A 22007-nucleotide genomic window follows, 5' to 3' on the forward strand; every position below is an offset into this window, starting at 1 on the left:
ACTAGCCGATAGCTTTCAGAATAATAGCGCAGGCCTCTCGAATCTGCTCGTCGGTGATGATGAGCGGGGGGGCTATCCGCATGGAATTATTGCAGAATAAAAACCAGTCGGTGATGACGCCCGGGCCGTTTCCCGACGCGCCACCCGCAATAGCGCGGTCGATGATGGGTTTGAGCACATCGAACGAATCGAACTCAACGGCGAGTAACAGACCTTTTCCCCGAATGTCACGAATGGCCGGGTGCTTCAGCAACTGACGGAACAGCTGCCCCTTGGCTTCGGCCTGCTCGTACAGCTTTTCGTCCCGGATCACCTGTAACGTAGCCAGCGAAGCAGCGCACGAAACCGGATGACCGCCAAAGGTTGTAATATGGCCCAGCACTGGGTTGTTCCTGAACACATGCATGATCTGGGCCGAGCTGATAAACGCGCCGATCGGCATGCCTCCGCCCATTCCTTTGGCACACAGAACAATATCGGGTACAACCACCCCCGCTGGACCGGCACCTTCAAAGGCCCAGAACGTACCCGTACGACCAAACCCGGTTTGTATTTCGTCAAAGATCAGCAACGCTCCCACGTCGGTGCAGCGCTGGCGAACGGCTTGCAGATACCCTTCGTCGGGTACCCTGACCCCCGCTTCCGCGCCTACGACCTCCATCACAACGGCTGCCGTTCGGGGACCAATCTGATCGATATCGTCCCAGTTCGAGTAGCGGATGTGCCGCACGTCGGGTAGCAAGGGCCGGTAATTTCGTTTGAAGTTCTCATCGCCCGATAAGGACAGCGCTCCCTGGGTGGCACCGTGATAGGCATTAACGCAGCTGATCACTTCGGTACGGCCGGTATATCGTTTAGCCAGCTTCATGGCGCCTTCCACCGCTTCGGTACCGGAGTTGGTGAAATAAACCGTATCGAGGCCGGGCGGCAGGGTACTGGCCAGGGCCTGAGCCAGCTGCGTCTGCGGGGTCTGCACGTACTCGCCATAGACCATCAGATGCAGGTATTTATCCAGCTGGTGCTGAATGGCTTCCAGTACGCGCGGGTGCCGGTGTCCGACGTTGCTGACGCCGATGCCGGAGATCAGATCCATATACGGTGTCGACGTACCGTCCGAGTCTGCCGTCGAATAAATATATACGCCTTCGGCCCGGTCTATTTCCAACGCTAGGGGAAAGTCGGAGGTCTGGGCTACGTGCTGGAAAAATAACTGCCGGTGGGTTACCGAATACATGATGAATTTGTCAATATTGTCGATGCTATCCTAACACACCCAACCGGGAAAACAGTTCTGCTCATTCAACTCCCCGATCTCTGGTCCGCCCGGGCTAAGCCAGGGCCAGCGTCCCTGATTAGTTCATCCCGCTTTTCACCACCACATCCTCTTTTTGCCGAAGTCTATGACCATGAAACATGTTTATCTGTTGCTGCTGTTGCTGCTGCCTGGGCTGGTAGCCGCGCAGCATGACTACTATCCACCCAGACAGGAGGCTGCCCCGGCCCCCCGCCAGTACAGCATCACGCTGAAGGACGGTACGGAGCTACGGGGCGAACTGCTGCGGCAGGACAGCACAGAAGCCCTGATCCGGACCAAAAACCTGGGTGAAATCCGACTTCGGACCGACCAGATCCTTCGAATCGAGCAGACCGGCGTTCGGGGCGAAGGGGTAGCCTATCCAAACCTCTTTCCGCAAACGATGCGTATCGCGCCAACGGCGTTCTCGGCCGAAAAAGGGCGACTGTATTACCGGAACTATTACGTGTATATAAGCCAGTTTGAATACGGTGTGACCGATAACTGGAGTGTGGGTGCTACCTTCTACTCGATCCTGCCTACCAACCTGTTCAGCCTGAACACGAAAGTGTCGGTGCCGGTCAGTAGCCGGCTGCGGCTGGGGGTAAATGCGCAGTACGCGGCTGTCCGGTTCGATTCATTTCTGGAAGGCATCGGGTACATTCAGGGTATCGTCACTACCGGCGACCGACAGAACAATACCACCTTTGGGCTAGGGTGGAGCCTGTCGAACGGGACGGTGTCACGCAATGTCGTGGCTACCTTCGGGCTAGTCCGGAAAGTAAGCCCGAAGCTGTCATTCATCAGCGAAAACTTTGCCCTGTTCGGCAGTGGTATCAACCGGAGTCTCGATTTTGCCGGGGTGCTTTCGGCGGGAATCCGGTTCGACCGTCGGCGGCATGCTTTCGATCTGGCGGCTTACGTGCCGATCATTGTCGGTTCGACTGCCGGCAACCCCATTACGTTTCTGCCCTACGGCAGTTATCATCTGCGCATCGGGAAGTAGAAGACAGTCGGTACAATAATTGCGGAATGGCTGGCAGACAAACGAATGCGTCTGTTGAACGGATCAGCAGACTGTTTAGTGGTCGATTATTTCCGCTAATTTCGCCGTTATAGTCAGACAACCTTGCCGTTTCATGTCCGAAGATCCTACCGATTTACCTCCTTTCGCCCGGTCGTGGCCCCAGCTGTATGCCATTGTCATCGGCAGTCTGCTGGTTGAAATTATCCTGTTCTACGTCTTAATGCGCTGGCTGTCATGAGCGTGGTTGACTGGGGCGTGCTCGTCGCTACGCTGGCAGGCATTATCGTTTATGGTATTGTCAAAAGCCGCGGGAGCCGCAGTATGGACGACTACCTGCTGGCTGGTCAGTCGCTGCCGTGGTACCACGTGGGGCTGTCGGTCATGGCGACTCAGGCCAGCGCCGTTACGTTTCTGTCTGCGCCGGGACAGGGCTTCTCGGACGGGATGCGGTTCGTTCAGTTCTATTTTGGCCTGCCGCTGGCCATGGTGGTCCTGTCGGTAACGTTTGTCCCCATCTTCCATAAACTGAAAGTATTCACGGCCTATGAGTTCCTGGAGAAGCGGTTCGATACCCGCGTCCGTACACTGACGGCAGGCCTGTTTTTGCTCCAGCGCGGTCTGTCGACGGGTTTATCCATTTACGCGCCGGCCATCATCCTGTCTACTATCCTGGGCTGGAATATCTACTGGACCAACCTCATCATGGGGGGCATTGTGCTGGTCTACACGGTAACGGGAGGAACCCGGGCTATTTCCCACACCCACCTGCAGCAGATGGCTGTTGTTACGTTCGCCATGGCGCTGGCCGGATTCCTGACGGTGCGGCTCCTCCCCGACGATATTGGGTTCATCGATGCGCTGCAGGTAGCCGGAAAAGCGGGCCGGATGAACCTGATTGATCTTAAATTTGATCCGGACAGCCGCTATAACCTCTGGTCAGGCCTGATCGGAGGGTTCTTTCTCCAGCTTTCGTATTTCGGAACAGACCAGTCGCAGGTGGGGCGTTACCTGACGGGCGAATCGATCGGGCAAAGCCGGTTGGGGCTGCTGATGAACGGCTTGCTGAAAGTGCCGATGCAGTTCCTGATTCTGCTGGTTGGGGTGCTGGTGTTCGTTTTTTATCAGTTTAATCCGGCGCCGGTCTTTCACAACAAACAGGAAACCGACCGGCTCCGGGATAGCCCCTACGCCAGTGACTATCAGCGGGCCGAGACCCGGCATCAGCAACTTACGGCCCAGCGGCAGCAGGCGGTGCTGGACATGCAGGCCGCGATCCGTACCGACAATGAACCGGCTGAAACGGCTGCTGTTGCTGTACTAAAAGAGACCGATGACGCGCTCAAAACCGTAAAGGCAGACGTAACCAAACTGATTGAAAAGAACAACCCCGCGGCTGACACGAACGATGTGAATTACGTTTTTCTTCGGTTCGTACTCGATTACCTGCCCCACGGACTGATTGGCCTGCTGATAGCGGTCATTTTCAGCGCGTCGATGGGGTCTATTGCCGCGGCTTACAATTCGCTGGCGTCAACGACGGTTGTCGATGTGTACAAGCGGCTCGTGAACGGCCGGGCCGACGATGCGCACTACCTGAATGCGTCGCGCTGGGCCACCATAGGCTGGGGCATCTTCTGCATCATTGTGGCTCAGTTTGCCAACCGACTGGGCAGTATGATCGAAGCCGTCAATATCCTGGGGTCGTTATTTTACGGGGTTATTCTGGGGGTATTTATCGTCGCCTTTTACGTTAAATCGATCGGGGGACGGGCTACGTTCTGGGCCGCGATCATCGGCGAGCTGTTCGTAGTGCTGAGCTGGTATTATGACCTTACCGCCTTTCTATGGCTTAACGCAATCGGGTGTCTGCTGGTCGTTGGAATCGCCTGGCTGATTCAGCAGCTGATCGGCCGGGAAACGCTGAACACCTAGGCAAACCAAATAACAGCAAAGGCCCCGAACTACAAATCTGTAGCCCGGGGCCTTTGCTGTTATTTGTATAATCAGGCTTTTTTCTTGCCCTTGCCCTTCAGAGCAGGCATGGCCGGCAGTTTTGCGGTGTATTCGCTTACGCTTTTCTCGATCGCATCCTTAAAGAATGGGAAAGAAGGGTCGTTGGACGATTGACCGAGCGACAGGGCTTTTTGTGCCATCGGGACGGCTTCGGCAAATTTCCCCATCTTCCCCAGCAGCTGCGATTTCACATAAAGGTTGCGAAACGTTTCCTTGGCCGCAATCGATTTATCGATCCAGGTCATTGCCTGGTCCAGGTTACGGCCTTTGCTCAGGTTGTAGTTGGCAGCAGCCTGAAGAACGGCCGCATCATCTGGTTTCTCTGCAACGGCTTTATCAACGCTGGCTGCGGCATTGGCACTGGTGTTAACGGCCAGATCGGCCTTCGCCTTTCTGTTGGCCCACATGAAATTCATGGACGCCGTGCTGTCGGTCAGGTCGCTGAAATTAATCGTGAAGGTCTCGGTAGGCTCCGCAGTGGCTGACGACTTAATGGACACACGCAGCGCATCCTGGTCCTGCTTATACGACTGCTCGGTAACGCTTAGGTCTTTGCTGAAAATCAGGGTCCAGTCGTCAGAAGCCGGGATCGACAGGATAGCATAGGTACCGGCGGGCAACGTCTGGCCATTCACCATCAGGTCAGTCGAGGTCGTGAAGGCTGTTGCCTGGTTGGCACCAGTACGCCAAACCTTGCCGCTGGGCACGAAAGCCTCCGTGAAGGGGGTACGTCCTTTCAGGCTGGGGCGGGAGTATTTAACGGTCAGGTCAGTAACGCCAATCGTTTGTATGACTGTAGCACCAGGGCTGGGGGAGGGGAGTTTGATCTGGGCTGTAGCCAGCTGAGCAGCCAGGCCCAGTGTGATGCCACTTAGTACGAGTTTACGCATGGTTATGTAGTATGTTTTAGAAAACTAGGGGCGAAATTGCGGCTTTTTGGGCACAAAAGCCAATACCATCATGCACAGAGAGCCGCTCCTGAACCTGCTCCGGCAATACCGGCCGGCCGATCCGGAAGAACAGACAATGACTGCCAGAACAATCGATTTTGTAGAAAAGAATCCAGCCTGTTTCGAGCGTTCACTGCCTGATGGCCATATAACAGGCTCTGCCTGGGTGGTCGAGCAAAAAGCAGGCCAGGGCCAGCCAGCCATTAGCCGTGTGGTGTTGATTCACCACCGAAAACTCGACCGCTGGCTACAGCCGGGTGGACATGCCGATGGTGATCCGGATGTAGCCGCTGTAGCGCTGCGGGAGGCTCAGGAAGAAACGGGGCTCAATAACCTGAAACTGGTCGGGCACGCAGACGGATCGCCGGCTATTTTCGACGTCGATATTCATACGATCCCGGCCCGGGGCGACGTTCCCGAACATCTTCATTATGACATTCGTTTTTTGGTTGAAGCAGACCCGGAAGAAGCATTCCGGGCAAATCACGAAACGAAGGATATTCAATGGTTTAGCCTGGAAAAAGCAGAATCATTGACTAAAGATGCCTCAATTTTCAGAATGCTTCGAAAAAATTGGCTTTAACGAAGAACATAGTTGGTGTTTTGCTGGTTTTTTTGTTAGGTAGGTATTTATACATTTGCCTTACAACAAAACCACAGAACGTCAATGAAATTCGCACACATAGCCTTGGTTGGCGTAGCTTTACTGGCTACTGCTGTCCAATCGTCAGCGCAGGACGACCGCAAGCTGCGTAAAGATCCAACCTATTCGACGGGTAATTACAAGCATGCCAACAAAGCGGCTACCGCCCGGAGCTGGGAAAAAAACACAGGTGTAGCGGTTGAGCAACCTGCACCGACCGACGCTAATCTGGCCAACTACAAGCGGCAGGTGCCTGCCCAGCAGCCAGTAGGTGGCGTGACGGTTGAACACACCCCCTCGACCGATGTGGCTGATCGGAATTATAAGATGCAGCGTCCTTCTACGGTGACCAACTCATCGGGTACGGGCATTGCGCGCAAGTCGCGTAAAAACGCTGATACAACGAGCGCGTCGGGTACGGGTAACTAATACGTGTACGCTCTCAGACAGGCCAGTTCCACAGGGACTGGCCTTTTTTTATGCCCGTTTACAGCCAGATTGTCTGCCTGGCCGATCGGAATGAATAAGTTGTGTTCCGGTTGAGGTTGGTAAACAACAGATTGTGGTCAATGGGCAGGTAAAGATTGCTCCAGATCAGGCCTTGTGTCGTGATAGTGAGCTTATTAAGTGCTAATGATGGTATTATTAGCTGACTTTTAATTTACATTAAAAATGAAGTAAAGGTCTGATAGTTAGTGAGTTATTCGGAATTGGGTTATCATATGTAAAACATTTTTATGACTAAGCAACGTGTACGTTAGAGTAAACCAGGACTAATGCGTAGTTTTCAGGTGATTTAACACCGTTAACTAACTACCTATAACTACCTATATGGAAACCATTGAGAGAAAGCCGCGCTCTCGCGAGCAAACGCGTTCGGGTATCATGGTAACGGCCAAAACCATTGCCCGCCGGGAAGGATGGCAGGCGGTTTCGATCCGAAAAATTGCCGATGCTATTGAATACAGCGCACCCATTGTTTACGAGTATTTCGACAGCAAAGACGTACTGCTGAATGAGATTCGAAATGAAGGGTTCAGCTATCTCTACCAGGAGTACGACCGCATTCTGAAATTATACCGCGACCCCGAGAAACGCTTATACGAAATATCACTCATTCAGTGGGATTTTGCCCAGCAGCAGCCTGAGATCTATCAGGTCATGTACAGCCTGGAGGGAGCCTATTGCTCGATGCCCGTTTACCAGTCCGACATCGTGCAGGCTGTTTCAGACAAGGTGTCGGAAATTATTTGCTCCTTTATTCCCAAGTCCAAAGAAAGCATCCGTCGACTTTTCTTTGAATGGTGGTCCATTTCGCACGGATTGATCTCGATGGCTATGATGCTTAAAGACGAACAGTCGATCGAAATGTCGGCGCAGGTGTACCGGGAAACGATGCGTCGGTTTGTTCGTGGGCTTAAGTAGTCATGCTGGCGATTATCGGCGCTACCGGCATGCTTGGCCAGCCCGTTGCGCATCAACTGATCTGGGCCGGCAACGCGGTTCGTATCATTGCCCGTAATGTTGCGGAGGCCAAGGGCTTGTTTCCGCATGTAGAGGTGGTGCCCGGCGATCTGCGCAATCCAGACAGCCTGTTGCAGGCTTTACAGGGTGTGGATACGGTTTACCTCAGTTTATCCGTCAGGCAAACCGAGAAACGAACCGACTTCCATACCGAGACCGATGGCCTGCGAAACCTGCTGACCGCGGCCAGGCAGGCCGGGGTGACGCGTATTGCGTACCTGTCATCGCTGGTGATGCGCTACCAGGGTATGAACGGATTCCGCTGGTGGGTATTCGAGGTGAAGCACGAAGCCGTTCGGCTCATCAAAGACTCGGGGCTTCGGTATAGTATATTCTACCCATCCTGTTTTATGGAATCGATCAATACGGTACAGCGTATGGGTCGGTTTATTCTTGTCCTGGGCCGCTCGCCGGTTCGGCCGTGGTATATTTCTGCCCATGACTATGGCAAACAGGTAGCGCGGGCGTTGAAACAGGCCTCAGATAACCAGGAATACGTTATCCAGGGACCCGAGGCCCTTACGCAGCATGAGGCTGCTGAACGGTTTACACGGGCGTATACGGCCAGCCCAGTAAGGGTGCTGACGAGCCCGTTGTTTTTCCTGAAAATGGGAAGCGCTTTCTCGACCCAGGCCAACTACGGCTGGCACATTGGCGAAGCACTGAACAGCTACCCCGAACAGTTCGAGGCAGAAAAAACCTGGGCTGATCTGGGGAAACCCCAAACGACCATCGACCAGTTTGCGGCCGACCAGTAAAACGAATCCAGCAGCTGGCCAATAGAAGGGCGGTTAACACCAGGCCTGGTAGTCGGTTTTAACCGCCCCGTTCTTCTTAACCAGATCAGTATAACCCTTCGATCGACAGATACCGTTCGCCGGTATCGTAGCAGAACGTGAGGATGCGGCTGCCAGCGGGTAGTTCCGGCAGCTTTTGGGCGATGGCCGCCAGCGAAGCGCCCGACGATATCCCGATAAAGATACCTTCTTCGCGGGCCGCTCGCTGCGCCCAGGCAAAAGCATCTTCTTTACTGACTGCAATGGACCCGTCGAGCAGGTTGGTGTGCAGGTTCTGCGGTACGAAGCCGGCGCCAATACCCTGAATGGGGTGCGGACCCGGCGCTCCTCCGCTGATGACCGGCGAGAGGGCGGGTTCGACCGCAAACACTTTAAGGGCAGGAAACGATTCTTTCAGCACCTCGGCAACGCCGGTAATGTGTCCGCCCGTACCCACGCCGGTAATCAGCGCATCGAAGCCTTCCGGAAAATCGGCCAGGATTTCCTGCGCCGTGGTTTGCCGATGTATCTCAATATTGGCCGGATTCTCGAATTGCTGAGGCATCCACGCGCCCGGCGTCTGACTTACCAGCTCATGCGCCCGTTCAATGGCCCCTTTCATACCCTTCTCACGCGGAGTCAGATCAAAAGTGGCCCCATAGGCTGCCATGATACGCCGACGCTCGATACTCATCGACTCAGGCATGACCAGGATCAGCTTGTATCCTTTTACCGCAGCCACCATGGCCAGGCCAATACCGGTATTGCCCGAGGTGGGTTCAATAATTGTACTGTCGGAGGTCAGAATGCCTTTAGACTCGGCATCGTCAATCATGGCCAGCGCAATGCGGTCCTTGATGCTGGCGCCGGGATTGGCCCGTTCCAGTTTCATCCAGACGTCGTAGCCGGGGTAGAGCCGGTTCAGTCGTACGTGGGGAGTATTACCAATCGTGTCGAGAATGGAGGTAGCCTTCATATGACAAAGTTTATGGGTTCAGCCGATTCGAGCGACTTCAATCGTACTTCGGTCTGGTGCTGGTGATAAACCAGCGAATGCGCTTCTACGCTGTCGGTCAGCCAGACGTTGCCGCCAATGACTGAATCGTGACCAACGACGGTATGCCCACCCAGGATGGTCGCGTTGGCGTAAATGACTACGTTGTTCTCGATTGTCGGGTGCCGCTTTTTCTGCGCCATCGATTTAGCGACGTGGGTGGCTCCGAGCGTGACGCCCTGGTAGATCTTGACGTTGTCGCCAATAATCGTCGTTTCGCCGATCACAACGCCGGTACCATGATCGATGAAAAAGGCGCGACCAATCTGAGCGCCGGGGTGAATGTCGATACCGGTTTGTCCGTGGGCGTATTCCGTGAGCATACGGGGCAGCAGCGGTACGTTGAGCCGAAGCAGTTCGTGCGCAATCCGGTAAACGGCAATGGCGTAGAAGCCTGGATACACCGCAATTACCTCTTCGAGTCCAATAGCGGCCGGATCGTTATCCGTGATGGCATGGGCGTCGAGCAGCAGCCGGTCGTAAATAGCCGGTAACTGATCAAAGAATTTCTCGGCAATGGTGTCAGCGCCTTCGGGCAGGGTATTCTGTAAAGGACTAAGTAGACAGACCAGCTGCTGGTTTAGTTTCTGATAGGTTTCCTCCACATGCTGCGACACCGACTGGCAGTCCTGCGTAACAGGAAAAAGGAGTCGCATCAGCTGGTCGATAAAGCGGCCGGCATCGGGGCGGGAGGGAAGCTTGTACCGGTACTGCGCCCGCTGAACCAGCAGATGGTCAAGAAAGGCGTTCGTGGCAGTGGTCATAACAGAATAGTTAACGCGAATGTACGAGTAGAAAGAAGAGAATGCTTGATTGTCAGCGGGAATAGAGTGGTGATTTTGCCCCGTATTGTGGAGACACTACACAAGCTGTCGATTCGTTTATGTGCATAGGACGGCCTGCTTTACAGGGACATTCGTTGATTTTCAAACAAAATGCGGGCCGCAAAGTTCTGCCGCGGCTTCTGGAACCTGATTTGTATTAAAAACAACTGAACAGATGGAACAAATCGCCATGATAAGTAAAGCTATAACTACATTTCTTGTATCGCTGGTGGCCACGTCGGGGTTTTCCTGGCTGCTGTCAATGGCCTGCCAGCGTACGGGAGGTGCCGAAACGATGAGTCCCGACTCAGCCGTTACGGCCCCCGGTTCATCCGAGCTGGCAGGCCTGACGCTGGTCAACGCGTACCCGAAACTCAAATTCGAAGCGCCAGTCGAATACACCTATGCCGATGACGGAACGAACCGGGTGTTTGTGGTCGAGCAGGCCGGGCAGATTCGGGTTTTCGACAACAACGCTGATGCATCGTCGGCTAGTACATACCTCGATATTCGGAGCCGGGTTGCCTACGGAGGGGAAATGGGACTGCTGGGCCTGGCTTTCCATCCCAAATTCAAAGAGAACGGCTATTTCTACGTCAACTACACCAAAAACAACCCGCGTGAAACGGTTATCAGCCGGTTCAAAGCAGCTTCACCAACCGCTTCAACCGCGGAGCCAGGTTCGGAAGTCGTCCTGTTAAAATTCAGCCAGCCTTACTCGAACCACAACGGTGGCAAACTGGTATTCGGCCCCGACGGGTACTTGTACATTTCTACGGGCGATGGCGGCAGCGGGGGCGATCCCCAGAACAACGGGCAGAGCCGCAGCACCCTGCTGGGTAAAATTCTCAGGATCGATGTGAACAGCACGGAGAAAGGTCAGTATGGCATTCCGGCCGACAATCCATACAAGGGAAACAGCAACAACTATCGGGAGGAAATTTTTGCCTACGGCCTGCGTAACCCCTGGCGGATTAGCTTTGACGACAAAGGTCAGCTGTGGGCGGGTGATGTCGGCCAAAATGCCATCGAAGAAATTGACATCGTGACCAAAGGAGGCAACTACGGCTGGCGCGTGAAAGAAGGAAACTCCGATTACAACGCCAGGGATAATCAGGCGGCTGACTTTGTTGGCCCTATCTGGCAGTACGATCACAAAAACGGCGATATCTCAGTAACCGGTGGGCTTGTCTACCGTGGCCAGGCTGCGCCGGCGCTTCGTAACAAATATGTGTACGCTGATTACGCCAGCGGCCGGGTCTGGGCGCTGACATCCAATGGAACAAAAGCTGTCAGCAATCAGGAAATTGTAGCGCGGGCGGGGCTGATTTCGGCTTTTGGCGAAGACAAGAACAAAGAGATGTACCTGTGCGACTACGACGGGCGTATCCTGAAATTATCGGCTGGTAAATAAGCAACAACCAGTGATCGAGCGGGTTCGGGAGTTATACGGTCCAGTATAGCTCCCGAACCCGTTTTTTGTGCGGGTCAGTCGGCCTAAAATCGTTATCTTGGGACTGTATACCCGGATATCGATGATGCGATTTCTTCTGCTTTTGCTGCTGATCGGCTGCGCTGTAACCACCTGGGCCCAGCCAGCCACCCCATATTCAATTGAACAGGTAGTATCTGCTCCCTATTGCGCCAACCTAACCGCCGGCCGAAACCGGGTGGCCTGGGTCGTCACAACCGAGGGTGTCCGGAATATCTGCGTATATGAGTTTCTCGAGGCATCCGGCAACGTTCCGCGTTCGCAGCCGACCCAACCGGGTAAACTGATCCAGCTTACTCGCCAGACCGTTGACGATGGACAGGAACTGGGCGAACTGCGCTTCTCGCCCGACGGCCGTTACCTGGCCTATGTACGAGGGGGGAGCAAAAACGCAAAGGGCGAGAACCCCAACCCTGTCAGTGATCCGGCCAGCACCGAGCAGGCTGTCTACCTCGTGCCGACCGACGGCAGCAGTACCGCCCGCAAAATCGGATTGGGTAACCATCCGTCGTTTTCGCCCGATGGGGGTCGGCTGTTGTTTAGCCAGGCAGGCCAGCCTGTGGTAGCCAGCCTGACCGCCCAATCGGCCGGCGGGTCTGTAACAGCGGCTCCGGCCGTCAGTAAACTATTTACATCCCGTGGCAGCTTGGGGAGTTTCAGCTGGTCGCCCGACGGAACCCGGGTGTTGTTCGTGAGTGATCGAGGCTACCATTCGTTCATTGGTGTATACGACCTTGCGCAGAAAACGATATCGTGGCTGGCGCCGGGCGTTGACCGGGATGCTGCACCCGTCTGGTCGCCCGACGGAAAACGGGTGGCATTTATTCGCGTGCCCGGGCTGCGTCATGGCGAGCTGGAGAACGTACAGGGCGGAAACCGGTTTGCGATCTGGACGGCTGACGTGAAAACCGGCGAGGGTCGTCAACTCTGGCACTCCCCGGCCGACGATGGAGGTTTTGCGCAGTATTATCCCGCCGAGCCCCTTCGGTGGACGGTAGCGAATCAGCTGCTTTTTTTCTCCGAACATGAGGACTGGATGCACCTATATTCGCTCTCGCCGGAAGGGGGCGATAAGCCCGTGGATCGCACCCCCGGATCTTACGAAGCCGAAGAAACGGTTGTTTCGCCCGACGGTCAGACGCTGTACTTCAGCAGCAACAACCCCGAGAACGATCCGCTCGACCGCGACCGGCGGCATGTATGGCGGGTGTCTCTGACCGAAAAGAACCCAAAGCCGGTATCTGTTACGAAGGGGAAAGGCATCGAAACCGACCCGACGCTCGTTGGCAACTGGCTGGTCTGCCGATCGGCTGCTTATAACCGACCAACGGGCATCGAGATGCGCAGCCTGAGCCAGTCGCTGGAGCCGATTCGGTATCCAAGCTCATTACCCGCTCGCTTTCCGCAGGGCGCCCTGGTTGAACCCCAACAGGTGGTGATGACAGCGGCCGACGGGGTGGTTGTACACGGTCAGCTGTTCCTGCCGACTGGGGTAACGTCGGCTGGGAGTCGTAAACCGGCGCTTATTTTCATGCATGGCGGACCGATGCGGCAAATGTTGCTTGGCTGGCATTACCGGGGTACCTACTACGCCAATGCCTACGCCATCAATCAGTATCTGGCCTCGCAGGGGTACGTGGTGCTGTCGGTAAACTACCGGGCGGGTATCGGGTACGGGCGGGCGTTTCGCCGGGCCGCGCGACAGGGCCCCCGGGGAGCCTCCGAATACCAGGATGTGCTGGCTGCGGCCGACTACCTGAAAAGCCGTTCCGATGTCGACGCGGCCCGAATAGGCTTGTGGGGCGGCTCCTACGGTGGTTATCTTACCGCACTCGGGCTAGCCCGTAACTCGGATCGGTTTGCGGCCGGGGTCGATCTGCACGGCGTTCATGACTGGTCTTGGCGGGGAAACTATTTCACGCCCGGGGGCGAGTGGGGCATCGGGCCCGACCAGATGAAACAAGCCCTGGCTTCGTCGCCCAACGCGGATTTGAGTCAGTGGCGATCGCCCTGCCTGTTCGTGCATGGCGATGATGATCGAAACGTGAGCTTTAATGAAACGGTCGATCTGGTGCAGAAGCTACGGGAGCGTCAGGTGCCAACGGAGGTGCTCGTCTTCCCCGACGATGTTCATAGCTTACTCCTTCACAAAAACTGGCTTCGGACGTATAACGCGCTGGATGCTTTCTTCAACAAATACCTGCTTCGTCAACCCGACAAAGGTGTCGCCACTGAAAAATGATCTCTACCGTATTTGAATCGCCCATCGGACTGGTTCAGGTGATGGGTACGGCCGAGGGCGTTTCGGCCATTACCTGTATTGATGTGTTGCCTGGGCCAGAACTGACGCCCGATACTCCCGAACCAGTTCGGCAGGCTGTCGAGCAGTTACAGGCTTATTTTGCCGGTAGTGGGCAGACATTCAGTTTTCGGCTCAATCCGGTAGGGACTGCTTTTCAGCAAACCGTCTGGCGGGCGCTGCTCGACATCCCGTTTGGAACGACCTGCTCGTACCTGACCCTGACCCGACGAATCGGCGACGAAAAGGCCATTCGGGCGGTGGCGGCTGCCAACGGCCGAAATCCAATAGCTATCGTAATTCCGTGTCATCGGGTGATCGGCTCAAATGGGTCATTGACCGGTTATGCGGGTGGTTTGTGGCGCAAACAGTGGCTCCTTGAACATGAGGGCACCTGGCCGGTTAAACCAACTAACCCACCGGGCCAGTTATCGCTGTTCTGACTAAACTCATCATGACATATACCCACCTGCCGTTATGGCGTTTGCTGTTGTTTATTGGTTGTCTGGCAACGGGCTCCTGTGCTCCGCGCTACCGGGGCCCGGTGACGGATCATTTTACCGGTAAGCGGTTCGTCAACCCCGACATGCCTGCCCGCGAGGGAGGTGGGTTGTTGAAATGGCTGCTGCATCGCGACAAAGGACCATGGGCTGAGCAGCCAAACGCCTACGTGGGGGCGCCACCGGCCCGGCGCATCGAGGGCGACAGTCTGGTGCTGACGTTTGTGAATCATTCTACTTTTTTGCTGCAAACGGGCGGACTAAACATCCTGACCGATCCGGTCTGGTCAGAACGCGTGGGTCCGACGAACTGGCTGGGTGTCAGGCGCCGACGACCGCCGGGAATACGGTTTGAGGATTTGCCACCCATCGATGTGGTTTTGCTCAGCCATTTGCATTACGACCATCTCGATTTACCCACGCTGCGCCGGCTGGTCCGGGCCCACAATCCGCTCTTCGTGGTGCCGCTGGGCGTTGGCTATCTGCCGCGCCGGGCCGGGGGGCGGGTAGCCCGAGAACTCGACTGGAACGATACCCTGCGGATCAGGCCTGGTCTTGAGTTGACCTGTACACCCGCTCAGCACTTCAGCAATCGGGGTTTGGGTGACCGGGATCGCACCTTATGGGCCGGGTATCTGCTGCACACGAGCTTCGGTACGACCTACTTCTGTGGAGATAGTGGGTATGGCCCCCATTTCAAACGCATTGCCGAACAGGCGGCCCGCAGTCCAACCGGGCCTATCAGGCTGGCGCTGTTACCCATCGGCTCTTACCGACCAGAGTGGTTCATGGCGCCGGTGCATGTGTCACCCGCCGGAGCCGTGCGCGCTTTCATGGATGTAAAGGCGCCCCGGGCAGTCGGTATTCATTTCGGAACCTTTCAGCAGGGCGACGATGGCCTAACGGAGCCCGTCGAGGATCTGCGCAAGGCCCTCGCGGAACAGGGTATCGCGCAGGACCGATTCATAGCTCCCCAGGAAGGCCGACCCATTACAATTAAAAAGTGAACGAGCCAGGTTCATAGAAGAGATCGCTAAGTACATTACTGGAAGACGAATAGCAAAACGGCATTGATATTGTGTACTTTTGCCGCATGGAATCAGTGCAGATTGATAGGCCCACCACCGATGCTCCCGGCACGGAAAAAGCCAGTATGGATGTACCCGGTATGGATATACTGAAAAGCCAGCGTCTCGAACAACTCAAATATGACATCAGAGGGCCCGTATACGAAAAGGCACTTGAACTCGAAAGTCAGGGGTACAAAATTATCAGCCTCAATATTGGCAATCCGGCTGTTTTTGGCTTCGATGCGCCCGATGAGATTGTTCACGATATCATCCTGAATATTCGGAACGCGCAGGGCTACGCCGACTCGCGGGGGTTGTTCTCGGCCCGTAAAGCCGTCATGCACCACACGCAGAACATCGGCTTGCCCGGTATTACCATCAACGACATCTATATCGGAAACGGCGTCAGTGAGCTGATTATGCTGGCCATGCAGGCCCTGCTCAACGAAGGTGACGAAGTGCTGATTCCATCGCCCGATTATCCGCTCTGGACTGCCTCGGTCGCGTTCTGCGGAGGAAAGCCGGTTCATTACGTTTGTGACGAAGCGGCCGGCTGGAATCCGGATCTGGCCGATCTGGAGCAAAAGATAACCCCTCGTACCCGAGCGGTAGTTGTCATCAATCCCAACAATCCGACCGGGGCCGTATACGACCGGGCGGTGCTCGAAGGCATTGCCCGCATTGCCGAACGGCATAAACTAATCGTCTTTTCGGACGAGATTTATGACCGTATTCTGTACGACGGAGCTCAGCATTTTCCCATCGCCAAAATGGTACACGACACGTTGTGTATCACCATGGGTGGCCTGTCGAAGAACTACCGGTCTGCGGGCTTTCGGGGCGGATGGCTGATTCTGAGCGGAGCGCGTCACCGGGCCAAGTCCTACATTGAAGGATTGACGCTGCTGGCCAGTATGCGGCTCTGCGCCAACGTACCGACCCAGTATGCCATTCAGACCGCGCTGGGCGGCTACCAGAGTATCAACGATCTGGTCGTACCAGCCGGGCGGCTACACAAGCAGATGATGCTGGCCTACGAACGAATGATCGCTATTCCGGGGGTGTCGTGCGTGAAACCCAAAGGCGCCCTTTATATCTTCCCCAAACTGGATCTGAGCCAGTTCACCTTTGCCGACGACGATGACTTCGTGCTAAACCTGCTCATCGAACAAAAGGTACTGGTGGTGGCCGGTAGCGGCTTCAACTACACGACCAAAGACCACTTCCGGATCGTGTGTCTGCCAACGGTCGATGAACTCAACACCGCCCTCGATCGCATCGAAGCGTTCCTGGAAAGTCACCGGCGCTAACTCTTGCCGGGTGTTCATAAACGTTTTTCTTCATTTCAACGTTATCGTATTCCCCCCGCGAAAAAGTCGGCTGGTATGGCTAACCGTGCCCGACTATACGCGGCAGGGAGGATCGTTTACTGATCAGTGCGTACGCCCTTCGCGCCCACTGCCTTTTTTAATGAATGAAATGGAAGCTACAAAAGAAAACGTACAACGCTCTGAAACGCAGAGCACCGAACGAATTGCCCAGGATTTACCCAAACGCGATGAGTTACTCCTGACCCCCGACGAACAGCGAATCAAAGAAGCGTTTCAGGATCATAACTGGAACGAAATCAAGACCGCCGATTCGTGGGTGATATTTAAAGTGATGGCCGAGTTTGTTGAAGGCTTCGATAAGCTGGCAAAAATTGGCCCATGCGTGTCTATCTTCGGATCGGCTCGGACCCAGCCCGACAATCCCTATTACAAAATGACCGAGGAGATCGCAGCCAAGCTGGTTCGCCACGGGTATGGTGTGATTACGGGTGGCGGCCCCGGCATCATGGAAGCCGGTAATAAAGGCGCCTATGAGCAGGGTGGTAAGTCGGTAGGACTAAACATCAAACTTCCCTTCGAGCAGCATAGCAACATCTACATCGATCCCGACAAAAGCATCAATTTCGATTTCTTCTTTGTTCGGAAAGTGATGTTTGTCAAATACGCGCAGGGTTTTGTGGTCATGCCCGGCGGTATGGGTACGCTCGACGAACTGTTTGAAGCGCTGACGCTGATTCAGACCCGTAAAATTGCCCGGTTCCCCATTGTACTGGTTGGACGGGCCTACTGGCAGGGACTCATCGACTGGATCACCCAGGTAATGCTCGAACAGGAGCACAATATCAATCCGGAAGATATGAAGCTGATCAGCATTGTTGACACGCCAACCGACGCCGTGAGGGTTATTGACGAGTTCTACAGCAAATACCTGCTGAAGCCGAACTTCTAGGCCGGTGGGTACGCTTGGGTCATCCCAGGTGTCAAGCCACCATTAGGCTATAGTATAGAAAGCGATGTCAGTCTGCACTGGCATCGCTTTGTTGTTTTAAAACACCAACGTTGGCATGATCCCGTTTGGTAGCCCACTAGTCATTTCGCTCGGTGGACTTGCTGGGTCAAGGGAGTATAAGTTTCCGTTCAGGAATTGTGCAGTATGGGCTTTGGCAATTTTCCGGATGGCTCGATACATGCGACACCCGCAGAACGCGAGAGCAGCGTCTTATTGCCCAGCAGCGCTTTTATCGGTCAGTTGAACGACGCCCTGAACGACAGTGGGCTCTGGTTTGTCTTAGCTTTGAACAGCTTACTAAACGATTGAGAATGCTCAAACCCTAACTCATACGCAATTTCACTTACCGACAACTCCGTCGTCGAGAGCCGTTCTTTCGCTCTTTCGATGAGCTTTTCGTGGATGAGTTGCTGCGTAGTTTGCCCGGTCAGCTGCTTCAACAGACTGCTCAGGTATTTGGTCGATACATGTAGCGTTTCGGCAATCTGTTGGACTGTAGGCAGGCCTTTTTGCATCAAGTCATCACCCCTGAAGTAATCCGTTAGCATATCATCTACCCGTTCTAACAGCTTACTGTTAGTAATTTTGCGAGTAATAAACTGGCGTTCGTAAAACCGTTGGGCGTAGGTAAACAGTACCTCCAGGTGAGCAATCATGACGTCCTGACTAAACTTGTCCAGATTGGCCTGGTACTCCTGTCTGATAATGTCGATTATGCCATCAATAATTGTTTCCTCTTTATCGGACAGAAACAGCGCTTCATGGGTAGAGTAGCCGAAAAAGTCGTACTGTTTTATTTTTCTGGATAGGGAGGTATTCCACAAAAAGTCGGGGTGAATGAACAGCATCCAGCCTTCGAGCTGATGGGGTACTCCGTTCTCTTCCCCTCGTAGAATCTGGCCGGGGGCCAGGAAAGCCATCAATCCCTCATCGAAATCATATTTCTGCTGGCCATACATAAGTTTGTCGCAACCGCGTTTCAGCGAAACCACATATAAGTCAAAAATAACGGCATGGATACCCGGGTCGGCTTTCAGGTCTTTCAGATCGATGATGCCGATGAGAGGGGGGTGGGGCTTGGGCAGCCCCATTATCCGGTGTATTTGTGAGATGGATTCGATTCGGACCAGGTTCGATGCTGCCATAAGGTAGACGTGGGGTTAAAACTTGAAGGGATACTTCAGCCAGATCAGGGCCAGTGGCATGGCGAGAAAGGGAATTTCAATCAACGCCATGCTTATGTTGCCGGCTCGTAGCGACAAGGCCATGATCAGGACGATGGTTACCGCGTTCAGCACATTACTGATGAAAAACGTTGGCGGAAACAGCAGCATTAGCCCGATAGCGATGGAAAGTACACCGAAAAATGGCATGATGGCTTTACTAATGCCCAGGTCTGCCATCATGTTTACCTGGTCGGTATTAGCCGGCTGGAAGGTATCCCAACCGTGTTTGAGACTCAGGCATGCCGAAATAGTTAATAAACCTACGGAAATAATAGTCTTCATCATGGCTTGCTGACCAGTTTGAATTTTTTGAACTCACGGTGTCCTATGTTGCGCTCAATAAAACCGGGGGCAATACGGCTCGCTAACTTGATCACATTCACCAGGCCTGGCCTTATTTCAAGCGTGTCGTTCAGTAGCCCTTTCATAACAACGCTTACCAGTTTATCGACGTCCATCATCTGGCCTGGGTCGGGTTGTACCACCCAATCATTCTGAAGATTGGTGTTGACCCCCGGCGGTATGAGTTCAAAGACCCTGACATTAGAGTCTTCGAGTTGTAACCGCAAGGCCTTTGTGTACGCGTGAACCCCTGCTTTGGAGGCACTGTAGATAGGAGCGGAGGAGTAAGCCATAAAGGCTATCGCTGATGAGACGTTGACAATAGCAGCCGTTTTTTGCTGGAGCAGGTGCGGCAAAAATTGGTGCACCATCTGGATGGTACCGGACAGGTTGGTGCTGATTTCGCGGACTATGCTATCCAGATCATGGCTCGTATCCTGCAAATCGAGCTGTCGCATCAGTCCGGCATTGTTGATGATCATGTTCAACGCCGGAAACTGTTGGGTGACGGCTTTGTAGAGCTGTTCGATATCCGTCGGTTTACTCACATCGCTTTGCAGGACGTGAACAGCCGGGAATTGCTCCCTGGTTTTCTGGAGGGCGTCCAGACTGCGGCCTGTAACGATGAGGGTGGCTCCCTGTTGAGTAAGTTGTTTGACAAGCGCTAAACCGATACCGCTGGTTCCGCCTGTAATCAGAATGGTGCTGTTTGCCAGGTTCATTGTTTCCGTTTTTTGTTATTGCAAAAGTCTGCAGCAGTCAAAAAACGGATGTAGCCAAAAGTCGCGGTGTTGTAGTAGAAAGGGAATATGGCCATCCGCCAATCCAGGTCTGACCTCGATTGGCGGATGGATGCGTAAGTACTTCGATCAACGCTTGTACCTATTTATCAGGAGTAGAGCAACGTCCCGATGCTGGCCTGAGAATAGCCAGCTCCGTCAAACTGCGGAATGAGTTAGAGTTGGGAGCGATACCAGTCTTAGAATGGGGTCTCCTGGCTGGGGTCGGCGTTGCCGAAGTTGGAGAGATTGTTCGCCTTGCTCTTGAAGACGCTGCCGCCGGCAGGGGGCATTCCGGGTGCGTCGAAACTGCTCAGTCCGTTTACCTCAGGGGCAAAGCCCTGCGCCTGAACGGGCTCGAAATACGTATCGAGATCGCAGAATTTGGTGTATTTATTGATGAATCGAAGTTGAATCGTGTCGAGCGAACCGCTTCGGTTTTTGGCAATGATTACTTCGCCGATGCCCTGGGTAGAGTTTCCGTTTTCGTCGGCCGTGATGTTGTAATACTCGGGTCGGTACAGGAAGCATACCATGTCTGCATCCTGCTCAATAGATCCTGATTCACGAAGGTCAGACAGCTGTGGTTTTTTATCGCCACCGCGGGTTTCAACGGCCCGGCTCAGCTGCGAAAGCGCAATAACCGGAACGTTGAGTTCCTTGGCCAGATTCTTCAACGCCCGCGAAATCGACGCAATTTCCTGTTCGCGGTTACCACCCCCGCGACCGCTCGTATCGCCCGACATCAGCTGGAGGTAGTCGATAACGACCATCTGAATGTCGTGCTGGGCTTTCAGACGTCTGCACTTGGCCCGTAGTTCCAGGATCGACAAAGCCGGCGTATCATCAATAAAGATAGGAGCCTCGGTCAGCCGCTGAATTTTGTGGTGCAGCTGGGTCCACTCGTGCGGAGCGAGCGTCCCTTTCCGGATTTTCTCGGAATCGATCTCGGCTTCGGCCGAGATAAGTCGGTTAACCAGCTGTACCGACGACATCTCCAGCGAGAAGATGGCTACCGGTTTACCGTGGTCGACGGCGGCATTGCGCAGGGCACTCACCACAAAAGCGGTTTTACCCATGGCAGGCCGGGCCGCCAGAATAATGAGTTCGGTAGGTTGCCAGCCCGACGTAACGCGGTCGAGGTTGGTAAAGCCCGACGGAACGCCGGTCAGACCTTCCTGGTTTTTCTTGGTTTCCAGTTCGTTCAGGGCCATCCGAACGATGGTACTCATGTCGGCGTAGTTCTTCTTGATGTTCGATTCCGAAATCTTGAAGAGCGATTGTTCCGTACGGTCGAGGAGTTCGAATACGTCGGTCGTGTCCTCATACGCGTCGCGCAGAATCGTCGACGACATGGCAATCAGCGCCCGTTTCAGGGCCTGCTCCGAAATAATCCGGGCGTGGTACTCGATATTGGCGGCCGAGTTGACCCGGAACGTCAGCTCCGATACGAAGCCGCCCCCGCCTACCAGTTCAATCTCGCCTGTCTTCCGCAGCTGCTGCGTAACCGTCAGCAGATCGATCGGGTCGGAGTTGCCAAACAACGTCAGTATGGCATTGTATATACGCTGGTGAGCCTCCTTGTAAAACGTTTCGGGCTTCAGGATATCAACAACGGAGGAGAGCGCGTCTTTCTCGATCATGAGCGCCCCGAGTACGGCCTCTTCCAGATCGAGCGCTTGAGGGGGGAGTTTGCCGAGACCGGTATCCAGCCAGGCGTTTCCGGCCTGCTGACGGCCACCGGCAAAGGCTGACGGCTTTCTAAGATGTTGGTTTGGGCGTGCGTTATTCTCCATGACGTACTGCAAGTTTACGCAAACATGTACCCACAAGGCAAATCCAATCGTATACGCG

21 protein-coding genes are annotated in these 22007 nt (G+C 54.6%); 13 read left to right on the forward strand and 8 right to left on the reverse strand.

Annotated features, from left to right (window positions below):
* Position 1 precedes the first annotated feature (1 nt).
* Positions 2-1234: an aspartate aminotransferase family protein gene (locus EQG79_RS29700; RefSeq protein ID WP_129606758.1), complete on the reverse strand. Its 1233-nt coding sequence runs from the start codon at positions 1232-1234 to the stop codon at positions 2-4.
* A 172-nt stretch (positions 1235-1406) separates the two neighbouring features.
* On the opposite strand from EQG79_RS29700, the gene EQG79_RS29705 reads away from it, so the two are divergent.
* The 3 genes from EQG79_RS29705 to EQG79_RS29710 all read left to right on the forward strand — a co-directional run bounded on the left by EQG79_RS29705 (position 1407) and on the right by EQG79_RS29710 (position 4253).
* Positions 1407-2300: a hypothetical protein gene (locus EQG79_RS29705; RefSeq protein ID WP_165358987.1), complete on the forward strand. Its 894-nt coding sequence runs from the start codon at positions 1407-1409 to the stop codon at positions 2298-2300.
* A 133-nt stretch (positions 2301-2433) separates the two neighbouring features.
* The gene (locus EQG79_RS31520) at positions 2434-2559 is read left to right on the forward strand and encodes a hypothetical protein (protein ID WP_255376557.1); all 126 of its coding nucleotides are present in this window, start codon (positions 2434-2436) and stop codon (positions 2557-2559) included.
* A complete protein-coding gene (locus EQG79_RS29710) occupies positions 2556-4253 on the forward strand; it encodes a sodium:solute symporter (RefSeq protein ID WP_077919866.1) in 1698 nt (565 codons plus the stop codon). The genes EQG79_RS31520 and EQG79_RS29710 overlap by 4 nt, the downstream gene beginning before the upstream one ends.
* A 71-nt stretch (positions 4254-4324) precedes the next feature.
* On the opposite strand, the gene EQG79_RS29715 is transcribed toward EQG79_RS29710, so the two are convergent.
* A complete protein-coding gene (locus EQG79_RS29715) occupies positions 4325-5224 on the reverse strand; it encodes a DUF2911 domain-containing protein (RefSeq protein WP_077919865.1) in 900 nt (299 codons plus the stop codon).
* 70 nt (positions 5225-5294) lie between these two features.
* On the opposite strand from EQG79_RS29715, the gene EQG79_RS29720 reads away from it, so the two are divergent.
* The 4 genes from EQG79_RS29720 (at position 5295) to EQG79_RS29735 (ending at position 8209) form a co-directional block, all read left to right on the forward strand.
* Entirely contained in the window at positions 5295-5867 is a 573-nt protein-coding gene (locus EQG79_RS29720) for an NUDIX hydrolase (RefSeq protein ID WP_077920091.1), read from the forward strand.
* A gap of 84 nt (positions 5868-5951) precedes the next feature.
* Complete coding sequence (locus tag EQG79_RS29725; protein WP_077919864.1) at positions 5952-6356, forward strand: hypothetical protein; 405 nt, start codon at positions 5952-5954, stop codon at positions 6354-6356.
* Positions 6357-6758: 402 nt separating this feature from the next.
* Entirely contained in the window at positions 6759-7352 is a 594-nt protein-coding gene (locus EQG79_RS29730) for a TetR/AcrR family transcriptional regulator (RefSeq protein ID WP_077919863.1), read from the forward strand.
* A 2-nt stretch (positions 7353-7354) separates the two neighbouring features.
* On the forward strand, positions 7355-8209 hold the full coding sequence (locus tag EQG79_RS29735) for an SDR family oxidoreductase (protein ID WP_077919862.1): 855 nt from the start codon (positions 7355-7357) through the stop codon (positions 8207-8209).
* 85 nt (positions 8210-8294) lie between these two features.
* Here the strand turns inward: EQG79_RS29735 and cysK are convergent, their stop codons facing one another.
* Both cysK and epsC read right to left on the reverse strand, forming a co-directional pair.
* The gene (gene cysK / locus EQG79_RS29740) at positions 8295-9203 is read right to left on the reverse strand and encodes a cysteine synthase A (RefSeq protein WP_077919861.1); all 909 of its coding nucleotides are present in this window, start codon (positions 9201-9203) and stop codon (positions 8295-8297) included.
* On the reverse strand, positions 9200-10045 hold the full coding sequence (gene epsC / locus EQG79_RS29745; protein WP_129606760.1) for a serine O-acetyltransferase EpsC: 846 nt from the start codon (positions 10043-10045) through the stop codon (positions 9200-9202). The genes cysK and epsC overlap by 4 nt, the downstream gene beginning before the upstream one ends.
* Positions 10046-10295: 250 nt before the next feature.
* On the opposite strand from epsC, the gene EQG79_RS29750 reads away from it, so the two are divergent.
* The 6 genes from EQG79_RS29750 (at position 10296) to EQG79_RS29775 (ending at position 17746) form a co-directional block, all read left to right on the forward strand.
* Positions 10296-11519 carry a PQQ-dependent sugar dehydrogenase gene (locus EQG79_RS29750; protein ID WP_240699519.1) on the forward strand — a complete coding sequence of 408 codons (1224 nt, stop codon included), beginning with the start codon at positions 10296-10298 and terminating at the stop codon, positions 11517-11519.
* A 121-nt stretch (positions 11520-11640) separates the two neighbouring features.
* Positions 11641-13839 (forward strand): S9 family peptidase, encoded by a 2199-nt coding sequence (locus EQG79_RS29755; protein ID WP_129606764.1) that lies wholly within the window; start codon positions 11641-11643, stop codon positions 13837-13839.
* Entirely contained in the window at positions 13836-14339 is a 504-nt protein-coding gene (locus tag EQG79_RS29760) for a methylated-DNA--[protein]-cysteine S-methyltransferase (protein WP_129606766.1), read from the forward strand. Before EQG79_RS29755 ends, EQG79_RS29760 begins: the two co-directional genes overlap by 4 nt.
* Positions 14340-14350: 11 nt before the next feature.
* Positions 14351-15403, forward strand: coding sequence for an MBL fold metallo-hydrolase (locus EQG79_RS29765; RefSeq protein WP_129606768.1), 1053 nt, complete (start codon positions 14351-14353; stop codon positions 15401-15403).
* Between the two features lie 161 nt (positions 15404-15564).
* A complete protein-coding gene (locus EQG79_RS29770; RefSeq protein ID WP_129606815.1) occupies positions 15565-16776 on the forward strand; it encodes a pyridoxal phosphate-dependent aminotransferase in 1212 nt (403 codons plus the stop codon).
* A gap of 169 nt (positions 16777-16945) precedes the next feature.
* Positions 16946-17746 (forward strand): LOG family protein, encoded by an 801-nt coding sequence (locus EQG79_RS29775; RefSeq protein ID WP_077920089.1) that lies wholly within the window; start codon positions 16946-16948, stop codon positions 17744-17746.
* Positions 17747-18042: 296 nt separating this feature from the next.
* Here the strand turns inward: EQG79_RS29775 and EQG79_RS29780 are convergent, their stop codons facing one another.
* From EQG79_RS29780 to dnaB, 4 genes are all read right to left on the reverse strand, one after another.
* Positions 18043-18951 carry a helix-turn-helix domain-containing protein gene (locus EQG79_RS29780; RefSeq protein ID WP_129606770.1) on the reverse strand — a complete coding sequence of 303 codons (909 nt, stop codon included), beginning with the start codon at positions 18949-18951 and terminating at the stop codon, positions 18043-18045.
* Between the two features lie 15 nt (positions 18952-18966).
* Positions 18967-19317 (reverse strand): hypothetical protein, encoded by a 351-nt coding sequence (locus EQG79_RS29785; RefSeq protein WP_077919854.1) that lies wholly within the window; start codon positions 19315-19317, stop codon positions 18967-18969.
* The gene (locus EQG79_RS29790; protein ID WP_129606772.1) at positions 19314-20096 is read right to left on the reverse strand and encodes an SDR family oxidoreductase; all 783 of its coding nucleotides are present in this window, start codon (positions 20094-20096) and stop codon (positions 19314-19316) included. Before EQG79_RS29790 ends, EQG79_RS29785 begins: the two co-directional genes overlap by 4 nt.
* Positions 20097-20353: 257 nt before the next feature.
* Positions 20354-21949, reverse strand: coding sequence for a replicative DNA helicase (dnaB, locus tag EQG79_RS29795; protein WP_077919852.1), 1596 nt, complete (start codon positions 21947-21949; stop codon positions 20354-20356).
* Positions 21950-22007: the final 58 nt, after the last annotated feature.

This window comes from Spirosoma sordidisoli (assembly GCF_004138325.1).
Classification (GTDB): domain Bacteria; phylum Bacteroidota; class Bacteroidia; order Cytophagales; family Spirosomataceae; genus Spirosoma; species Spirosoma sordidisoli.

Bases quoted from the DNA above. Each gene is read 5' to 3' on its own strand.
- EQG79_RS29780 (WP_129606770.1), bottom strand. From the start codon at position 18,951: ATGGCAGCATCGAACCTGGTCCGAATCGAATCCATCTCACAAATACAC.
- EQG79_RS29705 (WP_165358987.1), top strand. From the start codon at position 1,407: ATGAAACATGTTTATCTGTTGCTGCTGTTGCTGCTGCCTGGGCTGGTA.
- cysK (WP_077919861.1), bottom strand. From the start codon at position 9,203: ATGAAGGCTACCTCCATTCTCGACACGATTGGTAATACTCCCCACGTA.
- EQG79_RS29760 (WP_129606766.1), top strand. From the start codon at position 13,836: ATGATCTCTACCGTATTTGAATCGCCCATCGGACTGGTTCAGGTGATG.
- EQG79_RS29715 (WP_077919865.1), bottom strand. From the start codon at position 5,224: ATGCGTAAACTCGTACTAAGTGGCATCACACTGGGCCTGGCTGCTCAG.
- EQG79_RS29710 (WP_077919866.1), top strand. From the start codon at position 2,556: ATGAGCGTGGTTGACTGGGGCGTGCTCGTCGCTACGCTGGCAGGCATT.
- dnaB (WP_077919852.1), bottom strand. From the start codon at position 21,949: ATGGAGAATAACGCACGCCCAAACCAACATCTTAGAAAGCCGTCAGCC.
- EQG79_RS29755 (WP_129606764.1), top strand. From the start codon at position 11,641: ATGATGCGATTTCTTCTGCTTTTGCTGCTGATCGGCTGCGCTGTAACC.
- EQG79_RS29700 (WP_129606758.1), bottom strand. From the start codon at position 1,234: ATGTATTCGGTAACCCACCGGCAGTTATTTTTCCAGCACGTAGCCCAG.
- EQG79_RS29720 (WP_077920091.1), top strand. From the start codon at position 5,295: ATGCACAGAGAGCCGCTCCTGAACCTGCTCCGGCAATACCGGCCGGCC.
- EQG79_RS29775 (WP_077920089.1), top strand. From the start codon at position 16,946: ATGGAAGCTACAAAAGAAAACGTACAACGCTCTGAAACGCAGAGCACC.
- EQG79_RS29735 (WP_077919862.1), top strand. From the start codon at position 7,355: ATGCTGGCGATTATCGGCGCTACCGGCATGCTTGGCCAGCCCGTTGCG.
- epsC (WP_129606760.1), bottom strand. From the start codon at position 10,045: ATGACCACTGCCACGAACGCCTTTCTTGACCATCTGCTGGTTCAGCGG.
- EQG79_RS29725 (WP_077919864.1), top strand. From the start codon at position 5,952: ATGAAATTCGCACACATAGCCTTGGTTGGCGTAGCTTTACTGGCTACT.
- EQG79_RS31520 (WP_255376557.1), top strand. From the start codon at position 2,434: ATGTCCGAAGATCCTACCGATTTACCTCCTTTCGCCCGGTCGTGGCCC.
- EQG79_RS29770 (WP_129606815.1), top strand. From the start codon at position 15,565: ATGGATATACTGAAAAGCCAGCGTCTCGAACAACTCAAATATGACATC.
- EQG79_RS29790 (WP_129606772.1), bottom strand. From the start codon at position 20,096: ATGAACCTGGCAAACAGCACCATTCTGATTACAGGCGGAACCAGCGGT.
- EQG79_RS29750 (WP_240699519.1), top strand. From the start codon at position 10,296: ATGATAAGTAAAGCTATAACTACATTTCTTGTATCGCTGGTGGCCACG.
- EQG79_RS29785 (WP_077919854.1), bottom strand. From the start codon at position 19,317: ATGATGAAGACTATTATTTCCGTAGGTTTATTAACTATTTCGGCATGC.
- EQG79_RS29730 (WP_077919863.1), top strand. From the start codon at position 6,759: ATGGAAACCATTGAGAGAAAGCCGCGCTCTCGCGAGCAAACGCGTTCG.
- EQG79_RS29765 (WP_129606768.1), top strand. From the start codon at position 14,351: ATGACATATACCCACCTGCCGTTATGGCGTTTGCTGTTGTTTATTGGT.